Origin of the sequence: Endozoicomonas arenosclerae (assembly GCF_001562015.1) — a bacterium.
In the GTDB taxonomy this organism is placed as follows: domain Bacteria; phylum Pseudomonadota; class Gammaproteobacteria; order Pseudomonadales; family Endozoicomonadaceae; genus Endozoicomonas_A; species Endozoicomonas_A arenosclerae.
Map to the genome: position 1 here is coordinate 1 of NZ_LASA01000051.1, position 21,553 is coordinate 21,553.

Annotated in this window: 10 protein-coding genes; 7 read left to right on the top strand and 3 right to left on the bottom strand. The window is 47.9% G+C overall.

Annotated features, from left to right (window positions below; genetic code table 11):
- The 3 genes from WG89_RS03260 to WG89_RS03270 form a co-directional block, all read right to left on the bottom strand.
- The coding region (locus WG89_RS03260) for a two-partner secretion domain-containing protein (RefSeq protein ID WP_062261195.1) at window positions 1-5,643 on the bottom strand (5,643 nt) is incomplete at its 3' end.
- Window positions 5,644-5,708: 65 nt separating this feature from the next.
- The gene (locus WG89_RS03265; protein WP_062261197.1) at window positions 5,709-7,697 is read right to left on the bottom strand and encodes a ShlB/FhaC/HecB family hemolysin secretion/activation protein; all 1,989 of its coding nucleotides are present in this window, start codon (window positions 7,695-7,697) and stop codon (window positions 5,709-5,711) included.
- 193 nt (window positions 7,698-7,890) lie between these two features.
- Window positions 7,891-10,434 (bottom strand): protein kinase domain-containing protein, encoded by a 2,544-nt coding sequence (locus tag WG89_RS03270; RefSeq protein ID WP_062261200.1) that lies wholly within the window; start codon window positions 10,432-10,434, stop codon window positions 7,891-7,893.
- 700 nt (window positions 10,435-11,134) lie between these two features.
- Here WG89_RS03270 and tagH point away from each other — a divergent pair.
- The 7 genes from tagH (at window position 11,135) to tssA (ending at window position 21,477) form a co-directional block, all read left to right on the top strand.
- The gene (tagH, locus tag WG89_RS03275; RefSeq protein ID WP_062261203.1) at window positions 11,135-12,865 is read left to right on the top strand and encodes a type VI secretion system-associated FHA domain protein TagH; all 1,731 of its coding nucleotides are present in this window, start codon (window positions 11,135-11,137) and stop codon (window positions 12,863-12,865) included.
- A 115-nt stretch (window positions 12,866-12,980) separates the two neighbouring features.
- Window positions 12,981-13,457, top strand: a complete 477-nt coding sequence (gene tssJ, locus WG89_RS03280) for a type VI secretion system lipoprotein TssJ (protein WP_062261207.1) — start codon at window positions 12,981-12,983, stop codon at window positions 13,455-13,457.
- A gap of 53 nt (window positions 13,458-13,510) precedes the next feature.
- Window positions 13,511-14,845, top strand: coding sequence for a type VI secretion system baseplate subunit TssK (tssK, locus tag WG89_RS03285; protein ID WP_062261209.1), 1,335 nt, complete (start codon window positions 13,511-13,513; stop codon window positions 14,843-14,845).
- A gap of 54 nt (window positions 14,846-14,899) precedes the next feature.
- The gene (icmH, locus tag WG89_RS03290; RefSeq protein ID WP_062261212.1) at window positions 14,900-15,754 is read left to right on the top strand and encodes a type IVB secretion system protein IcmH/DotU; all 855 of its coding nucleotides are present in this window, start codon (window positions 14,900-14,902) and stop codon (window positions 15,752-15,754) included.
- Between the two features lie 85 nt (window positions 15,755-15,839).
- The gene (tssM, locus tag WG89_RS03295) at window positions 15,840-19,364 is read left to right on the top strand and encodes a type VI secretion system membrane subunit TssM (RefSeq protein WP_062261215.1); all 3,525 of its coding nucleotides are present in this window, start codon (window positions 15,840-15,842) and stop codon (window positions 19,362-19,364) included.
- Window positions 19,364-20,080 carry a type VI secretion system-associated protein TagF gene (gene tagF, locus WG89_RS03300; protein ID WP_062261217.1) on the top strand — a complete coding sequence of 239 codons (717 nt, stop codon included), beginning with the start codon at window positions 19,364-19,366 and terminating at the stop codon, window positions 20,078-20,080. Before tssM ends, tagF begins: the two co-directional genes overlap by 1 nt.
- Before the next feature lie 92 nt (window positions 20,081-20,172).
- Window positions 20,173-21,477, top strand: coding sequence for a type VI secretion system protein TssA (gene tssA, locus WG89_RS03305; protein ID WP_062261222.1), 1,305 nt, complete (start codon window positions 20,173-20,175; stop codon window positions 21,475-21,477).
- Window positions 21,478-21,553 lie beyond the last annotated feature (76 nt).

Here is a 21,553-nt window from a genome sequence, read left to right on the forward strand (position 1 = left end):
GCCTTTATTGGTGGCGTCGGTAACATTGCCCTGGGTGGTCAGTTGGGTGGTACTGCCAATGGTCAGGCCCCGACCGCTGGACGAGATAAGGTTGGCACCGTCCACGGACCAGTCGGTGGTGCTGTTGTCGGTAATGTTTCCGGACGTATTGACCCGGTCCACGCCACTCAGTGATCGGCTGCCACTCTCCAGCGTCTGGGTACCGGTCACCGTCCAGGCTCCGCCCGTATTATCAGTGACGATATCCTCAGAATCGTTCGGATTGGTACTGCTGCCGGTATAACTTTCACTGCCAGTGAAGGTCATGTCGGCGACCGTGATGGTCGAGACGTCACTGATATTCTTATTCAGGTCGACTGTCTGACCCACGGCCAAACCATTGCTCACGCCCCGAGTCGTTTCAACCTGACTGACACCCTCAAAAGTGATCGAGCCACCTATGGCTTTGTTGGTGCCAGCCACCGTCCAGTTCCAGACATTATCTGCGGAGACTGCGATACTGTCTTTGATCTTCGCGGTACTTTTCACCTGACTGATCTGGCTGAAGTCATAGTTCTTATAAATGATCTGCCCCGCCGCAGCCAGATTCATTTCATCGGTGTCTGCCACCGTGGTGCTGTCAACCAGTCGGTCAGTGCCCGAGCCGATGTACACCGTACTGGCATCAAAGTGAATGTTGGCCACCTTATAGCCCGACACACCTTCTTCGATACCCACATTCTGGCCAGCAAACTGATTCGTGACGGAACCGCTTGTGGTCACCTCATCAATATTACTGAAAGTGAAACTGCCGTTATTGACGGTCCGGCTGGCCTGGATGAACCAGGTGCTGTTGGCCCGGTCATCGGTCAGGGTGTCATAGACACCGGTACCGATGTATTCATCGACCTTGCGGAACTTGATCCCCCCGGCCTGCAAAAACTCACCGTCGGTATCGCTGTTCACCACCACGTCCTGGCTCGCCATCGAGCTGGTCACCGTACTGCCTTCGCTGCTCAGGCCACCGATCCGGGACAGATAGTAGTTGTTATCATTGGCTTCGTTCGCGCCGGTTAACGTCCAGTTGTTTTTATTGTTGTCTACGACAGTGTCATCATTTTCAGCCCGGCCGGTGTAAGCCTTACTGCCCGCAAAGGCAATGCCGCCCACCGTGATGTCAGTGGCATTCAGCTGGACTTCCTGACCCGAACTCATCTCATTGGTGATCGCACCGGTGGTGGTGATCCGGTCGGTGCCTGCAACGGTCAGGGCATTGTCCGTGGAGAAGGCCAGATTATCGCCCCGTACCGCCCAGCCTTTATTGGTGGCGTCGGTAACATTGCCCTGGGTGGTCAGTTGGGTGGTACTGCCAATGGTCAGGCCCCGACCGCTGGACGAGATAAGGTTGGCACCGTCCACGGACCAGTCGGTGGTGCTGTTGTCGGTAATGTTTCCGGACGTATTGACCCGGTCCACGCCACTCAGTGATCGGCTGCCACTCTCCAGCGTCTGGGTACCGGTCACCGTCCAGGCTCCGCCCGTATTATCAGTGACGATATCCGTGGCATCATCCGTCTGGGAGCCGGTATAGCTCTCACTGCCGGTAAAGGTCATGCTTGCCACGTTGATGGTCGACGTGCCGTTATCATCGTCCAGAGTCACCGTCTGACCCACTGTCAGGCCATTAGCGATGCCCTGGGTGGTCTTGATCTGACTGACGCCAGTGAAGGTAATCGAGCCTCCTTTGGCAATGGTATTGCCTTCTACTGTCCAGTTACCGCTGTTGGCGTTATCGTCCACCTTGGCGGTACTGGAGACCCGGTTGATCTGGCTGAAGTCGTAGTTCTTATAAAGGATCTGCCCCGCCGCAGCCAGATTCATTTCATCGCTGTCTGCCACCGTGGTGCTGTCAACCAGTCGATCAGTGCCCGAGCCGATGTACACCGTACTGGCATCAAAGTGAATGTTGGCCACCTTATAGCCGGACACGCCTTCTTCGATGTCTACATCCTGGCCAGCAAACTGATTCGTGACGGAGCCGCTTGTGGTCACCTCATCAATATTACTGAAGGTGAAACTGCCGTTATTGACGGTCCGGCTGGCCCGGATGAACCAGGTGCTGTTGGCCCGGTTATCCGTCAGGGTGTCGTAGGCACTGGCTCCAACGTACTCATCGACGTTGCGGAACTTGATCCCCCCGGCCTGCAAAAACTCACCGTCGGTATCGCTGTTCACTGCCACGTCCTGGCTCGCCATCGAGCTGGTCACTATGCCACCTTCGCTGCTCAAGCCACCGATCCGGGACAGATAGTAGTTGTTATCGTTGGCTTCGTTCGCGCCGGTTAACGTCCAGTTGTTTTTATTGTTGTCTACGACAGTGTCATCATTTTCAGCCCGGCCGGTGTAAGCCTTACTGCCCGCAAAGGCAATGCCGCCCACCGTGATGTCAGTGGCATTCAGCTGGACTTCCTGACCCGAACTCATCTCATTGGTGATCGCACCGGTGGTGGTGATCCGGTCGGTGCCTGCAACGGTCAGGGCATTGTCCGTGGAGAAGGCCAGATTATCGCCCCGTACCGCCCAGCCTTTATTGGTGGCGTCGGTAACATTGCCCTGGGTGGTCAGTTTGGTCGTCTTCTCAATGGTCAGATCCCGACCGATGGACGAGATGAGGTTCAAACCGTCCACGGACCAGTCGGTCGCACTGTTGTCAGTGATATCCCCGATGGTCTTGACCCGGTCCACACCTATCAGTGACCGGCTGCCACTTTCCAGTGTCTGGGTACCGGTCACCGTCCAGGCGCCGCCCGTGCTATCGGTGACGATATCCTCAGAATCGTTCGGATTGGTACTGCTGCCGGTATAACTTTCACTGCCAGTGAAGGTCATGTCGGCGACCGTGATGGTCAAGACGTCACTGATATTCTTATTCAGGTCGACTGTCTGACCCACGGCCAAACCATTGCTCACGCCCCGAGTCGTTTCGACCTGACTGACACCCTCAAAAGTGATCGAGCCACCTATGGCTTTGTTGGTGCCAGCCACCGTCCAGTTCCAGACATTATCTGCGGAGACTGCGATACTGTCTTTGATCTTCGCGGTACTTTCCACCTGACTGATCTGGCTGAAGTCATAGTTCTTATAAAGGATCTGCCCCGCCGCAGCCAGATTCATTTCATCGGTGTCTGCCACCGTGGTGCTGTCAACCAGTCGGTCAGTGCCCGAGCCGATGTATACGGTACTGGCATCAAAGTGAATATTGGCCACAGTGAACCCAAGGATGTCCTGCTTTATTTCGACATCCTGGTTAGCGACCTCACTTTCTACAGCCCCTTCTGTACTAACCGTCTCAACATTAACAACCTGTAACGAATCATCAGCCTTTGATGCGCCAGACTGAGTGACTTTCCAGTTACTATCTAGTACAAGGTCATCAACAGTATCAGCCTCTTCTTTACCATCAATGACCCCTATTCCCTTAAAGGTGATTGTGTTACTGGTAATGCTTCCGTCTGAATTAACAGTGAAACTATCTACTTTCGAAGTACCCGTAAGTGTTCCTGATGATGTTGAAACAGTTTCTGTTACTGTGCCGTCGGTTGAAACAGACGCTGTTCCTGAAATGACTGTTTCTACATTTGTCAGTTCAATATCATTCAGTTTTACAGCGTTGCCAGGATCATCTGCACTCGAAAGAGTAATGCTTCCGCCATCTTGAATAAAAATGTCATTTGTAGAGTTGGCATTGACTGTAGGGGAAGAAGAAAAACCTGATATTGCACCCAGCTTATTCTTACTTTCTGAATCAGTATTTCTTCCCACGGTTATTGTTAGAGCAGCTTCAGATTCTAAAGCCCCATCCCCAACGAGTTTTACTGCGCCATCATTAATAAAATTTTGACTTACAGAAGTAAAAGTACCACCCTGTGTATCAACTAAAATACCTTCATTGATGTGTACAGTATTTCCAGCATCAATATCAACGTTGAATCTAGATCCATTATCAACATACATTGACTCAGAGTTATCCCATTTCTGAGATTTAATATGTGCATTAATAAATACATTATTATCTGCTTGTAAGGACAATGTTGGATCGTTTGACTTTGACCATTTTTGACTGTGCTTGTATATGATATCGCTGGCTACAGTGATGCTTCCCTTTTCTGGGTCAGCAGAACTGGCCTGAATGGTGATATTAGCGCCACTAAGCAAAGAGTCTTCAAGTGCGTTGGTAGTAACGTAACTGATATTGTCTGCAGGATCTGAAATACTGATATCATCATTATGATCAACCAGTGCATCGTAAGTATCTTGATCAACAACAACTGCTACTTCTGGATCAAGCAACCAACTGCCATTTTCACCTTGATCTGCCCCAGCATTTACCGTCCCCGTAACAAAAAGCTGCCTCTTACCAGAAGTCTCAACAAAACCACCATCGCCACCGTCTTTACCACCACGGGCTTTAATCTCACCATGGAACTCAGCGGTGTCATCGGACCAGACTATTACCTTGCCGCCATCACCATTTTCAGTGGCACTGGCATCGATGGTGACATTTTCTTCTACGGTTACATGGGTAGCGTTATAAACGTCAGCATTCTTACCCTGATAATCTCCACCCACAAGAACAGTACCCCCACCATTCTCACCGGTGGCAATGATGCTGGCGTCTCCAGTCAGGCTGATTGTGTCGCCTTCAATCTGAACTTTTCCGCCTTTACTTCCAGTTCCTTCACCCGATACATCAATTTTTCCGGAATGAGCCACTTGCGCGCCAAAGCCACCCAGGCGAACAACGCCACCTTCTGTGGAAATACCTTTAGCTTCAATTAAGCCGGTGTTATTGACTGCGTTATCAAAGAGGCCTTTTGCAACATCCGCAGTTAAGAGAACTTCACTGCCTTTGAGTGTGCCTTCATTCAATACAGCGTCTTTTAAGCCCAGTTTGTTTTCAAGAACTTCCTTGGTGACTTTAACCCCGATCAGTTGATCTGCATCGAAAGTCACTACCGCTTCATCACCGGCTGCCAGGGCTACTAAACCGCCTGAAATTAAACCGGTATTCTGAACACTTTTACCTTGTAAAATAGCGCCACTGACAGCTGAAATACTGCCCTTGTTAATGACGTATCCCGTTTCTCCGTCCTTACCTTCAAAAATGTAGTTACCATTCATGAAGTCCTCAGTGTTGATATCCAACCCTGAAGCTACAAAACTGTTTACATTGATCTGCGAAGTTTCGGTAAACAGCAGTCCCCTGGGGTTTACAAGAAGAACATGACCTTTGGCATCAATGGTTCCGAAGATCTCACTGGGGTTTTCATCCAGGATACGGTTTAACACCATATCGGAAGACGATGACTGAATAAAACGAACAATTTCATCTTCACTGACGTTGAATGAATCCCAATCGATAGCCAGCAAGTCCGTTGCCTGATCGACATTGGTAATTTTGCCATCCACGCTGATCGAGCCATCACCGCCTACGACTACGCCACCTTGTGGTGCCGCAAACACGGCTTCTGAACCCAGAAATGAAAGTGCCAGTGCACTTCCAGCCAAGGCTCTACGGTGAATGGCAAAAGAATAAGAAAGTGGATTCAGTTCGAATGACTTCTTTATTCCGAGATCTTTCTGTCCAGTTATTGTCTTGGTCATATTGCTTTCCTTGCGTATCCTGTGGGGCTGTCAGGAAGTGTCGCTACAGCCACGGAAATCAATGTTCAGTTCAGGTAATAAGTAAAATCAGCTAACAGTTGCCAGTCCGCATCGTTGCCGACTGTACCAGTGCTTGATTTATCAGAAACCGGTTTTGAGAAGGTTAAAGTAGAGGCAAACTGATCCATCCAGTTGAGTCTCATTAATAAGCCGATACCTGCAAGATGAGCCCAGGGATCAACTGGCTTCTCATCCACCTCATTAGATTTATAAGCGTTTTCGATCCCGTATGCAGCCTCCGCAATAATGGCGTACTGAAGAACATCGCTCAGACGATGACCACCATAAACATCAAAATCAAAACGCTCAGGCACATCAAAATACATCTCAGCACCTATATAAGCACCGGTATCAGCAGAAAACTCACTGGGGGAGTAGGCTCGAACCCCACTGGAACCACCCAGCGAGAATTGCTCGAATGCAGGTAATCCAGTATTACCATAGCGGAGCTTCGTTTTAAGAATTAAACGAGACTCACTATCGGTCATGGGTAAAGGAATAAAGAACAGTGAATTACTGTCCAGAGCTACTTTGTAATAATCATCTCCACGAGCATTGTCCACTTCATTCTTAAAGCGACCATACTGGAGACCCAGCCGTCCCATATTCAGAGTTTTGAATCGAGTGCTAAGATGATCGCCTTCAAAAATAAACTCAACAGCTTTTGCCTTGTCACCCTCGTTCAGACCAACCGCAACGGGTAACGCAGAATCCCTATCAGAATTCTTATCACTTAACCTTAAACCTAAAGCAAAATTTTCGGCTCTGGATCTTTTCAATTGATGCATCAGCGTAAGAGTATAGGTTGTATTTGTGCCTGTAATTCCAAACCTATTTACTGTTTCTTCACTATCAGAGGTAACTGCATAATCATTCTTCTCCGTGAAGAACTCTAGACGTGTCCTTGAGTCATACACTGGCAAGCTATAACGAAGCTGGTATAGATCAGCATTATCAGGATTGAATGATTTAAGAGCGCCCAGTGACAGTTGATCACCTATCCCTGTCGGATTCATCCAGTCACCCTGAACAAAGAGTCTGTGCTCACCGGTAAATTCTGGTCCATGGTTATCAGCACGGACGGTTAACTGCCACTCTTTCTCATCACGAACTTGCAGATTCAGATTGGACTCACCCAGATTGTCGCCTTTTTCAAAGAAGCCATAAACATTCAAACCCGGTAAATCATTCAGAAGATAAATACTTTCTTCTACTTTCTGGTTATTAACCAGATCACCCACTTGTTCTTCAAAGGGTTTTACCAATTGTTCGCTGTCGTACTTTTTATTACCTTCGACAACGACTTTACCTAACGTACCAGCAACAATATCCAGTTGAACGACACCTTGCTGTACATCTTGCGGGGGAACGAACACTTTGGCCAGAAATAACCCCCGCTCTCTATAGAAACGGGTAATTTCTTCTGTGATGGCAATAATATCTGAGTAAGTAAGACCTCTTTGAGAACGCTGTTTACGCAGAAGCGCATTGAGTTCATTCAGATCATCAAGCGTAAGGTCATCAGAACCCTGCTCAAGTTTCTGCTTTAAAAACTGACCCAGCTGTTCAAGGTCCTGCTGAAGAAAACCACTATCAAGGGTGTCTTCTACTCTCATAAAATCCTGACGCAGATCCTCAGCCAGCTTTTCAATGGCTTGACGAGTGATACCTGCTTCCGGATACTCAGGAAGATTTCTAAAAGCAAAGCCATTAACAGTAATATGAGGTTCGTTACCGAACTCATCTTCTTCTGCAAAAGCACCTTCTGAATCATCGGGAAGGTCGCTCTTGCGTTCTTCAAACTCTTTCTCGATATCTCTTGGATTAATATCCGGCGCTTCTGGGATCAGGCTAGGTGTCGCAGGTACATCTACTGCATGTACATGGGCACTGACCGCCAGCATATGGGCAAACAGAGGGGCGAGCACGAAAGGCCGTAATATACGGCCTCTTTTATTATCTCCATTACGGTACTGCCTGAAGTTTCCGTTCACTGCTTCAATCCTTTTTCTTGTTCTTTACTGCCACCCTGGTGCCGGATAGCCAAAATTCCTGTTACAAGATCATCTTTTTCTTTTTATTTACAGCCATGATCGAATTAAATATTTAAAGATGGATCATGACCTTTCTACATATGACTATTTTTTAACCCAATAGCGGAAACTATACATACCCCACTTAGGTGATCTAGTTCAAACTTCTGACTACACGAAAACCAGTAACATCATCCGGCTGACCCGAATGATTGACTTTACTGGTAACCAGACAGCGTTTCAGCGGATCTTTTCGACTCCCCCCCATAGCCAATAACTGACCATTGCCATCAAAAGCCCATTCTTGAACATTACCTACGTAATTAATCAGGCCATTATCATTAGGCTTACCCGTCGTGGCCTTGACCAATGACTTACCTTTTTGCAAAGAGCCAAATTTGATATAACAATTTCGGTCTGGATCAGCTCCATTACGCTCAGCGTTGGAAACACTCATCCACTCATTCTTGGTGGGGATTCTGTAGCTATATCCGGACTGCTGACTCAGCCACTGTGTGTAGGCCTTGGCCTGAGCAATGCTGATATTACTGGCAGGCATACCTGTATCTCCGGAGAGTGGTGAACATTGCCCGGTTTTTTTGCAGTAGTTGTTAAAGTCTCCCACAGTAATCTCATAACGACTGACGGCTAGCTTTTTACTGCCCCCTTTGGCAACGATCAGAACAGGACTCTTTCCGCCATCGCTCAGGTAATCCTGACAAAAATAACGTCTGCCTTTACTGCCTGATCCAGGACGAAGGTGGGCGCACATATCAATTGAGATAGCAGACAAAGATGCAGACTTTGGAAACAAAGCAAGAGAATCTGCTTTTATACGGCGAGCAGAAGCCGGACTGTGTCGCGCAACTGTTTTAATACAACTACCCAGACTGTTTACAAAACCTGCCTGTTCTTTGTTATAACGAGCTTTACTGACTTTCTGCAACTGATTGACTTTAGATGTCAAATCACCCTTGATATCAATACGAGCATTGCAGGAGAGTGAATCTTTAACAGCAGCAACAGCGGCGTTTATTTTTCGTTGTTGCGCTTCTCTGGCAAGACGCTGTTCTCTGGCCTTACGCTCTTTTTCCAGCCTTAACTGCTCCTGCTTTCTGGCCTCAGCCAGTCTTTCAGCTTCAGCCTGTGCGGCGAGGCGTTGTTCTTCCTGTCTTTTCAGTAATGCTTCTTCGGCGTTTGCCAGTAAGGAAGCCTCCTGCTCCAACAGGTCAGATTCATTTTGCCAAAGACCAGCTTCATCAAGTAGACGCTTAGCTTCTGACAGTTTGCCATCAGATCTGGCCTGAGAAGCCGCATCAAGAAAAACAGACATCGCTTTTTGTCGAGCTCCAACAATACTGTCAGTATCACCGGGTGCCAAAGCCATGTACTCACCAATGAGTGTATTAACTTTCTCACTCCAGGTTTCACTCAATGGCTCACTGATGGCTTCATTCAGACGTTCGAGAGACAAGCGCTGATTCATTTCCAACTCAACGTTTGCACGAATATTGACTTGCAACTCTTCCTGAATTTCATCCTGCAATGATTCACGAAGTTGGGTTTCATCAACCAGGTGTGTTTGCTGATAAACCAACCCGGCAATAACAGATGCCGCTATAGTTCCACCGCCAATGTAATAAGGTAACTTTGATTTACTGAAAAATGCAGCCTTGAAAGCATCAACCGTCTGAGTACGCTGATCCCCTTTTAATTGCAAAGCTTTCGCCAAAGCTTTCCATTGCCGTTTGGAGAGTCGCTTGATTCGTTCCGGCTTCAGTTTTTTATCAAAGGCCTGATCTGCAGGTGTTTTGTCGTAGGGGTGCTTCCCAGCAAATAACTCGTATGTCACGCAAGCCAGAGCATAAACATCATCACTGGGTGATGGCTCTTCACCTTTAAGCATTTCATAGCTTGCGTAAGTCGGCGTTAAAGCACTGAGGCTGCCAGCATCAAATACTGTTTTATCATCCGTTGAGCCACTACTTATACCTGTCGAAGACACCGCACGTGCGATACCAAAATCGAAAACTTTCGCTGTTTTATTCTTGGTAAAGAAAATATTACCCGGTTTAAAATCGGAGTGAATAATACCCTGCGAGTGCGCATAAGCCAGTGCTTCTGAAACATCTTTAAATACACTGTAAGCTTCTTCCTGATCCAGACCGACACCTGCACACTGACGAATAATTTCATCCAGCGGGGCACCTTCCATAAATTCCATGGTCATGAATACCATGTCACTGTCCCGGTCAAAATCGTAGACCGTTACAATATTAGGATGCGCCAGGTTCTGAGACTTTCTGGATTCACGCTGTAATGAAATAAAAGCATCCGGATGCCGTTTAAAGTCATCATTCAACAGCTTGACCGCGACATAAGGGTTACGATCTTTTGCCTCTACTTTTCTGAGATCGACTGCCTGATAAACAGCCCCCATTCCTCCTGCACCGAGCATCTTCTTAAGCTCAAAGCGATTCTTTATCAGGGTTTTCTTTTGAGGAGCAGGCTGTTGTGGTACATCACCCTGCGATGCAGTGATCGGTGACTGGCCGGTTATAACCGTTTCATCCTGATGACCAGGAGCTGCTGACTGTACAGACTGATTCGTCAGAACTGTCGCATCATCATTCGGAGTTGGAGTGGACGTATGGCTTTGATTCTCAGTGACAATTCTTGTCTTATCATCAGCACTCATTTCATTCCCTGTACTTCTGCTGTTTTATTGCTTCTATGCAAATGGAACACTCAGGTCAGATCTTTATTAATTTCTTAGAATCTTGAACAAGTTTGATCCATGTAGCTGAAAACCTGTGAACTGATACTAATTTTTATTGCCTGATCAAACAAGCACCGATAGGTATTTTTTCTTAAGTTTTAATGAAACCATTTTAAAATAACAATCCATCTAGTCTTTTTGAATTAGATGCACCAAAACAGTGACCACAACATTCTTCACTACTGAATCATTTTTTTCAATCGGATCAAAGAATTGCAGAAATATCTCACAACAAGACCCTAGCCAAGCCGGTCTTGTGTGGGCTAATATCGACTGGCATGCTTTCACTGCATTCTTTATGGCAAGTTTTTACTGAATTCAGTGGCTACCAATAGCCATTAAGAAATCAACACTCTGGTTTCCTTGTTAACCAGGAAATAGCCAAAATAAACAAGGCCATAACAAGGTGCTCAAGGCATAAGTCATTGACCACCAACAAATAAACAAGGCCAAGTACAACTGCACTCATCTGAATCAACCAGGAGTTATGCAAATAATCGCTTCTCTTGCAAGAAGGTTCAGATAACAAACAGCAGAATGTATGAGCTGGAGGAACAAGCTTTCTAGAACAGTGTCAGAAAGCTTCTTTCATAGAAAGAATAAGAAGAGTGGGCCAAGTATGGCAGAAAATCTTGTATTCAAGGTGATTGACAGCCCGGCGGAAACCAACATGACGGGCCATACCAAAACCTTCTCAATGGCAGGGGGTAGCATTGGTCGCTCAGATTCCAACAACTGGGTCCTTCCCGATATTGAGCGCATAGTTTCTTCGATGCACGCCCAGATCGTTTTTCAGGAAAGTAACTATTTTCTTCTTGACCAGAGCACAAATGGCACATTCCTGAATGGTTCAGAGAAAGCCATTGGCAAAGGTCAACAAATCCAGCTGAATGATGGCGATGTGATCAGCATGGGTCACTATCAACTGAAGGCCGTACTAAAGGTCAAGCGCAAAGACTTGCCTGAAGGGCTCGACAGTGTTGACTTCCTGGACACTTCCGACAAAACCACCATTGGCTCTATGGCCGATATTCCTGCAACACCAGCCCAGGAATCACCAGCCTTTGATGAATGGCTCGACACGCCTAAAAGCAGTGAAACTCAACACAACGTTTGGGGAGCAATAGACCCTTCAATGGGTAGCAGCGAAGTACAGTCTCAGTCATTGGATCCATTGGCATCCAGCACACCGGCTGCCGATGATTTTTTTGGTATTTCAAGTTCTGAAGGTACTACAGATCCATTAGCTGCGATGTCAGGAGGCAGTTCATCCAACACAGATCCATGGGCTACTGCTGATTCGGGCCAAAGCAATGACTGGTGGCAAGAATCCTCCCAGGCAGATCACGCTCCGGCCATTCAACAGTCTATACAAACACCCAGACCTGCTGCGGCAATAGCGGATCCGACACCTTCTGTTCAAGCTCAACCCGTCACAATGAACGACATGAGCCTTGACCAGCTACTCTCTGAACCTGAGCCTTCGATTCAGCAACCTGTACAGCAACCAATAGCGCCTGCAGCTACCCCACAGATCCCAGCTGCTCAAGACGATGCAATTTTTGACTCGTTTTTGGCTGAACCTGCTCAGGCCCAGCTTCAGGCAGAACCCGCTCAACCTCAGATTCAGCCTGAAGCTGTATCACTTCCCCCTGTTTCTGAAACTTCACCAACGGCACCAATACCCCAGCCGGTACAGTCAGTTTCACCTCCACCCGTACAGCAAGTTGTCGCCCCTACTGCACAACAACCAGGCACCGGTGGAAGCAGCCATCATCTTGCAAACCAGCTAGGGATAGAGGTAAAGACTCAGAGTGAACTGGATCGAATCGATCAGGAAGCCGCTCTGTTGATCAAGGAAACCTCCAGTCGCTTAATGGATCTGCTGAGAGCCAGAAGTACCGTAAAGAACGAACTTCGGGTCGAGCGCACCATGATCGAGAGCCAGGACAACAATCCACTGAAATTTTCAGCCACAGTGGAAGATGCCCTGAACATGATGTTTGGACGGAACAGCAACGCGTTTATGTCTCCCTCCGCTGCCATTAAAGACAGTTTCGACAATATTTCTGATCATCAGATTGCCGTACTGGTGGGTATGCGCACAGCCTATGACGCCATGTTGACCCAATTTGCTCCGGACAAGTTATCATCCCTGTTTGAACGTATGAACGGCAAAGGTCTGTCCATGAATCGCAAAGCCAGGAATTGGGAGACTTTCCAAAAGTGGTTTGCAGACCTTCAGTCTGATCCCGAAGCCACCTATAACAGGCTGTTTGGAGAAGTCTTTGCTGAAGCTTACGAAAAGAAGCTGGCTGAGTTGAAGTCAGTGCGAAGCATGCAGCCTTGAGATAACAATAATCCGGAGCGATACGACCATCTTGTATCAATCCTATGCATACAGTTTGCACCGGCAAAGCCTTAAACCATTGCCGGATTGAATCGTTTGAGAAATGGAGTTTGAGATGATCTTAACCAAGCCAGTAAAACTATTGAGTACACTGCTATTCCTGTTTGTTATCACGGGTTGCAGTACCAGTCGCGAAGTATTGAACTTTGATACCAGCGCAGAGCTGAACCTGCAGGCAGCGAGTGATGTCAACCTGGATGCAGACGGACGCCCTTCTCCACTGGTGATTCGAATTTTTAAACTGGCTGATGCCCGTCAGTTTGAAAGGGAAGATTTTTTGACGCTTTATGAGCAGCCAGAAGACCGTCTGGGTAAAGATCTGCTGGGTACAGTTCAGTTAAAGGAACTGGCCCCGGGCGAAACCCGCCTTGAAACATTTGAACTGACTCCGGATATTCGCTACCTGGGCATACTGGCTGAATATTCCCGATACGATGAAACGACGACCATGCTGGTCCTGCCTGTCAGTGCCCATTACAGCAATGACTTCTCTCTGATTGCCAGTGAGAAAGGGCTCTCTGAACAACCATGAGAGAAAGAATGGCCCATAACAGCGTTGTACTCCAGAGCAAGGATTCCTGATCAATGTCCAATAACAATAAGGTCATCTGGTCTGAAGGCATGTTTCTTCGGCCGCAGCATTTCCAGCAACAGGAAAGGTACTTTGAACAATACATTGAGCATCGTACCCGAGCCTGTGGTGCTTATTTCTGGGGGTTGAACAAACTCAGAATTGATATCGAGCTGCTGAAACTGGGTAAGATATCCATCATTGAAGCTCAAGGTGTATTCAGTGACGGTACACCGTTTTCACTCCCCACGACCGAGCGACCGCCGGCTATTCTGGATGTGCCAGTCAATACCCGTAACGAAGTCGTTTACCTCTGCCTGCCGTTAAGAAGCCCCGGTGGCCGACAAAGCACTCGCCAAACAGACGACTCTTCACAAATACGCTTTTTCAGTGAAAGTTCTGAGGTTCGTGACAATGCCTCAGAATCTGCCGAGCAAGCTGCTGTTGAGCAGGGTCATATGACTCTTCACTTAAAGCTGGAGTCAGAAGATCGAAATGGTTTTGCCTGCATTGGTATCACCCGTATTCTGGAGAGGCAACCGGATCAACCTGTAAAACTGGACAACAGTTATGTTCCTCCCCTGCTGGATTGCCAGCTATCCCCTGTTACATCCGGCTATTTTGAAGAGTTGCTCGGCCTTCTAAAACAACGAGGCGATGCCCTAGGACATCGTTTAAATGACAGCGGCCGTTCTGGTTCAGCTGAAATTGCTGATTATTTATTGCTCCAGGTGATCAATCGCTATGAGCCATTGATTATCCAGCTTTCTAAGCAAGAACAACTCCACCCTTTTGAGTTTTACAAAGAATTACTTCAGCTGGCGGGTGAACTGGCTACGTTTACTCACTCAGCCAAACGCGCAGACCTTTTTCCAAACTACTCTCAGGAATCCCTGGGGGATCTGTTCGCAGCACTGTTCTCAAGTCTGAGACAATCTCTGAGCCAGGTTCTGGAACAAACCGCCATTGCCATGGAACTGACCAAGCACAAGTTTGGTATTTTTGTGTCTCCGATCAAAGATCGCAGTCTGATTTCCAGTGCCAGCTTTTATCTTGCGGTTAAAGCCGACATGCCTGGAGAACAGTTACGAAACAACTTTCCGGCTCAGGCCAAAGTGGCACCGGTTGAAGTCATTCGGGAACTCATCAGTGCTTCCATGCCTGGCATTATGGTGAGACCCCTTCCGGTAGCACCGAGACAAATCCCCTATCACGCGGGCTTTGCTTATTTTGAATTGGAACGCTCAGGTAAAGCCTGGAATGCCATGCAAAACTCTGGCGGATTTGCAGTACACCTGGGAGCCGAATTTCCGCAACTGGAACTCGAACTATGGGCCGTCAGGGATTGAAAGCAGCCATGAGCTTATCAACAGCCTTGAGCCAGAATTATGGATGACTGAATCATGACAGACCGTACAGTAATCATTCCCACACCGGGCAGTATGCAACAGCCAGCTCAGGCTCCCGCTGCTGCTCAATCCGCTCCATCCTCACCGGCACCGGATCTGGGAATGGTTCAGGAAGCCATTTCTCTGCAGTCAGGGCTTAACCCCCTGGTACGTGCAGCTTCAACATTACTGACACTGATTATCAAACTGCGTACTACGACAGAATTTAGTAACGCTCCACAACTTCATCAGCGAATCACGCGGGAGCTGCAAAAGTTTGATCAGGAGATCAGGGCACAGGGGGTTTCTCAGGAAACAGTGCTTGCAGCCCGCTACCTTCTCTGCACCGTCCTAGACGAAACCGTTATGAATACCCCCTGGGGAACACAGTCAGGATGGAGCCAGCGATCTCTGCTGAGTATTTTCCATAAAGAAACCTTTGGTGGAGAGAAATGCTTTCTGATTCTTCAACGTTTGCAGGAAACCGCCAATCAGAATCTGGATGTTCTGGAACTCTTCTATCTCTGTCTAAGCCTGGGCTTTGAGGGTAAATTTCGTCTCGCACCTAACGGACACGCCCAACTGGAAACCATTAGAGACAATTTATACAACACCATCCAGAGTCATCGGGGTTATGTAGAAAACGACCTCTCACCTCGCTGGGAAGGTAAAGGCCGTAAAGCCAATGGTCTGATGCACTATATCCCACTCTGGGTTTTTGCCGCCTGCACCATGGCTCTGCTGGTCATGGCCTACGCCGGATTTTCAGTCTGGCTGTTTCAGGGCAACGAACCTGCTGTTGATATGATGCACCAGCTAATGACCGTAGAGACAACAGAGATAACTGATTCCACAGGTACACAGCCTTAGTTAATTAGTTGATCATTATCGTATTTTTCAGTTTTAGCAGAAAAGCTGCCCAGCAGCCTTTCACAGAAAGGAATCGAGGTACAAGATGAGGCGGGTATTAACGTTTCTTGGCAATCCCTGGGTTATTGGCATAATCGGGCTATGTGCTTTTGCACTCACCATCTGGTTTGGTGCTGACTATGTCAAATTTGGTGCGGACAACACAGCGATAAGCTATAGCGCCCGCCTGATCATTATTCTGAGCGCTGTTTTTATCTGGGTTATCTGGCGGATGTTTGTGCTACTTAAAGAGCGCAGCCAGAATAATCAATTACTGGACGGTATTCAGCAAGCTCAGGCCGAAGAAGAAAGCCAGAAGCTGAATGAAGACACCCGAACTCGTGAAGAGCTCGATGTTCTGAACTCACGCTTTCGTGATGCCATCACTGTTCTAAAAAAGTCCAATTTTAAAGTCGGCGGCCGGGGCAAGTCTCTGTATCAACTGCCCTGGTACATCATTATTGGACCTCCAGGTTCAGGTAAAACCACGGCACTGGTTAACTCAGGATTACAGTTCCCACTGGCAGACAGTCATGGCAAGGGAGCCCTGGGCGGCGTTGGTGGTACCCGCCACTGTGACTGGTGGTTCACCAACAATGCTGTTTTGATTGACACCTCAGGACGTTATACCACTCAAGACAGTCATAGGGTTATAGACAATGCGGCCTGGACCGGTTTTCTTGACCTGCTGAAAAAGTATCGCCGTCGTCGTCCAATCAATGGCGTAATGATTGCTATCAGCCTTCAGGATCTGATGGTTCAGACAGAAGAACAACGTAATCAACACGCCAAAGTCATAAGAGCCCGACTGGACGAGCTTCATGAGAAGTTTGGTGTTCAATTCCCTGTTTATCTGACCTTCACCAAAGCTGACCTGATTGCGGGATTCAGTGAGTTCTTTGCCAACCTTACAGCCAATGAGCGTGAACAGGTTTGGGGAACCACTTTTGAGTTTGGTAATGGCAAAGACAGTGCCACCGCACTGGCCAATTTTGATAACGAATTTCAGGCCCTTCTCAATCGTCTTAACGAGCGTGTTCTTAGACTGGTTCATCAGGAGCGCGATCTTGAGCGTCGCTCTTTACTGCAGGGCTTCCCATCCAGAATGGCGAGCCTTCAGAACAATATCAGAGACTTTCTGCAACAGACCTTTAATTCCAATAACTTCAGCACATCACCATTGCTGAGAGGATTCTACTTCACCAGTGGCACCCAGGAAGGTACACCTATTGATCGTATGATGGCATCCATCAGTGCCAGCTTCGACCTGCCCCGCTCTGTTGGCCGCCAACAGATGAATACCGGTAAGAGCTTCTTTATCAGCCGGTTGCTCAATGACATTATTTTCCCTGAGTCTGAACTGGTAGGCGTCAACCGACAGTTTGAAACTTCGCTTCGCTGGATGCGAAGAGCCTCCATAGCCAGCATGGCTGCAGTATTGGCTGGAGCCGGTATTGTCTGGACAGGCAGTGTAACCAAGAACAAACAACTGATTGGTGATGTTTCTGAGAATGTTCTGGCTTTTGAAAAGTCGGTAGCTGATACAGAGGCCTATAACGATAAAACAGTCTTTAAAGATCCAGTTGACAGTCTCCCGGCTATGGATGCACTGCTCAATGCCAGTAAAGTCTACGATCAGGAAGAACATCCCTGGTTAAACAGCCTGGGTCTGTATGATAGTAAAGTCGATACCACGGCTAATAATCTGTACGACGAAAAACTGCTCAGTGTCTACTACCCTGCCCTGCTTCAGGACATGGAAAGCCAGCTTCGCTACGGTGGCTTTGACAATACCAAAGTCCTTGAGCTGCTTCGTATTTATCTGATGCTGCTGACTCCCGAGAAGCGTGACCCTGAACAGATAACTCAATGGGCCACCACACATTGGGAAGAAACCTTACCGGGCGAAGCCAGTAAACAAACCCACCTAAAAGATCACCTTGATCGCTTATTGACACTGGATATCCCTGCTTCGGAAGGAAATGCCAGAGTCATTGCCCAGGCTCGCCAGCAAATCAAGAGCATCCCAATTGCTCAGCGTCTTTACGGCCAGTTGAAAGATACCGACACCCTCAAAGGTCAGGTTGATCTATACAGCGTGATTGGCGGAGACACCAAGAAAATCTTTGGACTGAACTCTGATAGCAAGGCGTTTGCCATGCCTGCGATCTTTACTCGCAATGCTTACGAGAATGCTGAATACAATGCCGAGTCAAAGCTCCTTTCCGATCTCGACCAGAACCGTTGGCTCTATGGTCAAACCGAAGGCGATGACTTCAGTAAAGCAGACAAGGAAAAGATTTCAGAACAGATTCAACAGCTTTATCTGACTGAATACAGTCAGAACTGGCAGACCTTTGTCAGCCAATTCCATATTGCTCCGTTCAAGAATATTTCTGACGCCACCAGTACGCTGAAAGTACTCTCTGACCCAGTGTATTCACCCCTGCAAAATGTTCTTGAAGTCCTTGCAGACAATACTGAGTTGACACGCCCGGTTGCCCTGCCTTCTGCTGCAGCCAATGTGGTTCCAGGTGCAAACCAGGCTCAGGAGTTGCTGGCCAGAAAGCAGAAACCTACAGTTGTTGATTTACAATTCAGGGATATCCAGGGGCTGGTTAAAACTCAAAACGTGCAATCCCCTGCCTTGCAGGACACCCTGTCTCTGGTACGTGAGCTGCATGATTATCTTAACGAAATCAACCTCTCACCTGACCCTGAAGAAAAAGCCTTTAAAATCACCCGTGCTCGATTTGCCAGCTCTGGCAATGATGTAATCAAACGGGTGCGTATAAAAGCTTCTCAATCCCCCCAACCCGTGAAGAGCTGGTTGAATGAGATGGCTGACTCCAGCTGGTCATTACTCCTGAGCGACAGTCGTCGTTATCTGAACAAGGTCTGGAAAGAACAGGTCTTCAACCCTTATCGCAAGAGCCTGTATGACCGCTATCCGATGACAACCAATAACGATCGTGAAGCACCCATGCAGGACTTTAATCGCTTCTTTAAACCCAACGGGATTGAGCAACAGTTCTTCAATGAATACCTGAAGCCATTTGTGAATACCCGAACCTGGAAAACCCGTAAGCTAGACGGCAAAGGCCTGGCCATTTCCAGTCAGTCTTTGAGACAGTTTATTACCGCCAGCAAGATCAGGCGTTCTTTCTATCACGCCAGTGGTGAGCCAGCGGTTAACTTCCGTCTTCAGCCTACCAAGATGGATTCCGACGTCAGGATCTTTTCCATGGAACTGGGTGAACAGCGTATTCGTTATTCTCATGGCCCCAGAATCGTCAAGAAATTCACCTGGGATTCCAGTGAAAGCAGCCGGGCCCGTATCGTCTTTGAAGATCTCAATGAGACAGTTAATCGTAAACAGTACGAAGGTGACTGGGCCCTGTTCAAACTTCTCGATAAGTCTGAGCTGAGCGGTACCGCTGATCCCCGTGAGTTTAACGTGACATTTAATGAGCAGGGCCGTAAAGCCAGCTTTAAACTGATTGCTGACAGCAGCTCCAACCCTTTCAATCCAAAACTGCTGCGCAGTTACCAGCTGAAGGGTAGTCTCTGATGGACATTCTGGACGCTACTGAAACCAAACTCAGATTGCCTGGCATTTATGGCAAACTGCCCGCTCACGGAGATTTTGTCGACCGTGGGCTGTCTGTGACTTTTATCAAACTTTGGGATCAGTGGCTGCAACAGGCTTTTGCAGGTAGCCGGGAAGTGCTGGGAGAAGACTGGTTAACGACCTATCTTACCAGCCCTATCTGGCGATTTGTACAGTCCGAAGGGGTGATTGATGGCCGTGGGTGGGCTGGTATTCTGGTGCCAAGCGTTGATTCAGTGGGCCGGTACTTTCCTTTGACCATAGCCATGCCTTTGTTGTCGAATGAACGACCTGCAAGCTTTCTGGCTGAAAATACCGACCTGTTCACATTCTGGGAATCCGCTGCCGTGCAGGCTTTACAGGAAGGTCTGAATGCTGATGCACTGTCAGAACAATTAAACGACTCTGCCTCAGCACTACATCAGGCTGTAGAACCTGCAGGCAGACACACACTGGTTCAGGGACAGGCAATATCCATGAACAGTTCTTCCCCCTGGGCAAAATTACTGGATGCCCAGATGAGCCAGCAGGATGACAGCTATACACTCTGGTCCTGTACAGGTTCGAGCTGCATGCCCCCCATGTTGCTACAGACTAAAGGACTGCCTGATCCCAGAAAATATACGGCCATGCTCAATGGCCAGTGGCAGACTCTGGGGTGGAGCGCTTCAGTATGAATAAACAAGCTCCGCTCTGCCTTGGTATTAAGAAGAATACATTACTGAATAACCCTAAAATCGCTGATCAAGACGCAAGGGATTGAATTGAAATGGCATCTCCACACATCATAGATATTGACAGCCTGCTGGAACCGATTTCGGATGACCAGCCTCAGGGAGAAGACATTCGTGAGGATCGCTCTCCTACTTCGGATTACTACACCATAAAAGATGCCCGCAATTCAGCCCGGGCTACGGAACGCGGTGGACTTTTTGATGCTGATGCCCGTGCAGAGGCTCTTGCTGAGTGGCATCCGGTACTCGACAAGGGCAAGGAGATACTAAGCCAGAAGAGTAAAGACATTGAAGTGGCCTGCTGGATGATTGAGGCCGCCGTCAGACTTCATGGATTCACCGGTTTAAGAGATAGCCTTACCGTACTCAGAAGACTGATTGATGAATACTGGGATGGACTCTATCCGGAGCCCGACGAGGACGGAATGGAAACCAAAGTGGCTGCCATTACCGGTCTTAATGGTGACGGTAATGAAGGAACCCTGCTGACTCCCATTCGTAACTGTGCCATCAGTGAAGACAGCACAATTGATGCGTTCAGTTTCTTCAAATATCAGCAGGTCTATGACGCCAGCAAAATTGCGGAAGATGATAAAAAAGCAGAACGTTACGAAGAAATTGGACTGACCCTGGAAGAGGTGGAAAGAACCGTTTCTACCACCGCTGACCAGTTTTATCTTGATCTGGTGGACGATCTTGAAACCTGTAATGAAGAATTCAAACTGCTTACTGAAAAACTGAGCGAGCTCTGTGGCTACGATGCGCCACCCAGCAGCCAGATTTCCAGCCTGTTGGATGAAGTACTCAGAACAGTTCGTTTCCTCTGTCAGGAAATTCTTGCTCGAGCTCAAGCTCAGGCAGAGTCAGAACAAGCTACTGATGAAGTGACAGCAGAATCCGACGGTAATGTTTCAGTCGAGCAGGTATCAGGTCATTCCGTCACAGTACAACATGCATTTGTTGCCGGTGGCGAAATTACTAACCGTGAACAGGCGCTGGATCAACTCAAAAAGATCGCCGACTATTTCCGTCTCTATGAACCTCAGTCACCCTTACCTGATGGCATTGACCGTTTGGTGCGCTGGGGGCGCATGACGGTAGCAGAGTTGATGATGGAGTTGATGCCTGAGGAAAATTCCAGAGGCATATTCAGTCAACTGACCGGTGTCGCAATGGATGGTTCTTCAACTAACACTTATGTGGCACCTCCTGCTCCTGCAACACCAGCAGCACCTGCTGCTGATAATACGGCGTCTCAGGAAACAGTTGACGAATCGGTTCAAAACGATGAAGGTTGGGGAGGGTCAAACGAAACTCAAAGCAATGATGTTGGCTGGTAAGGCCATCACCGTCAGGTCGTAATCATTTTCTTTTCAATCCGGTACCTGAAAAGAAAGTAATAATCATAAAAAGACC

Coding starts and splice junctions, on each gene's coding strand:
- icmH (WP_062261212.1), top strand. CDS start 14,900: ATGACAGACCGTACAGTAATCATTCCCACACCGGGCAGTATGCAACAG.
- tssK (WP_062261209.1), top strand. CDS start 13,511: ATGTCCAATAACAATAAGGTCATCTGGTCTGAAGGCATGTTTCTTCGG.
- tagH (WP_062261203.1), top strand. CDS start 11,135: ATGGCAGAAAATCTTGTATTCAAGGTGATTGACAGCCCGGCGGAAACC.
- WG89_RS03270 (WP_062261200.1), bottom strand. CDS start 10,434: ATGAGTGCTGATGATAAGACAAGAATTGTCACTGAGAATCAAAGCCAT.
- tssA (WP_062261222.1), top strand. CDS start 20,173: ATGGCATCTCCACACATCATAGATATTGACAGCCTGCTGGAACCGATT.
- tagF (WP_062261217.1), top strand. CDS start 19,364: ATGGACATTCTGGACGCTACTGAAACCAAACTCAGATTGCCTGGCATT.
- tssJ (WP_062261207.1), top strand. CDS start 12,981: ATGATCTTAACCAAGCCAGTAAAACTATTGAGTACACTGCTATTCCTG.
- tssM (WP_062261215.1), top strand. CDS start 15,840: ATGAGGCGGGTATTAACGTTTCTTGGCAATCCCTGGGTTATTGGCATA.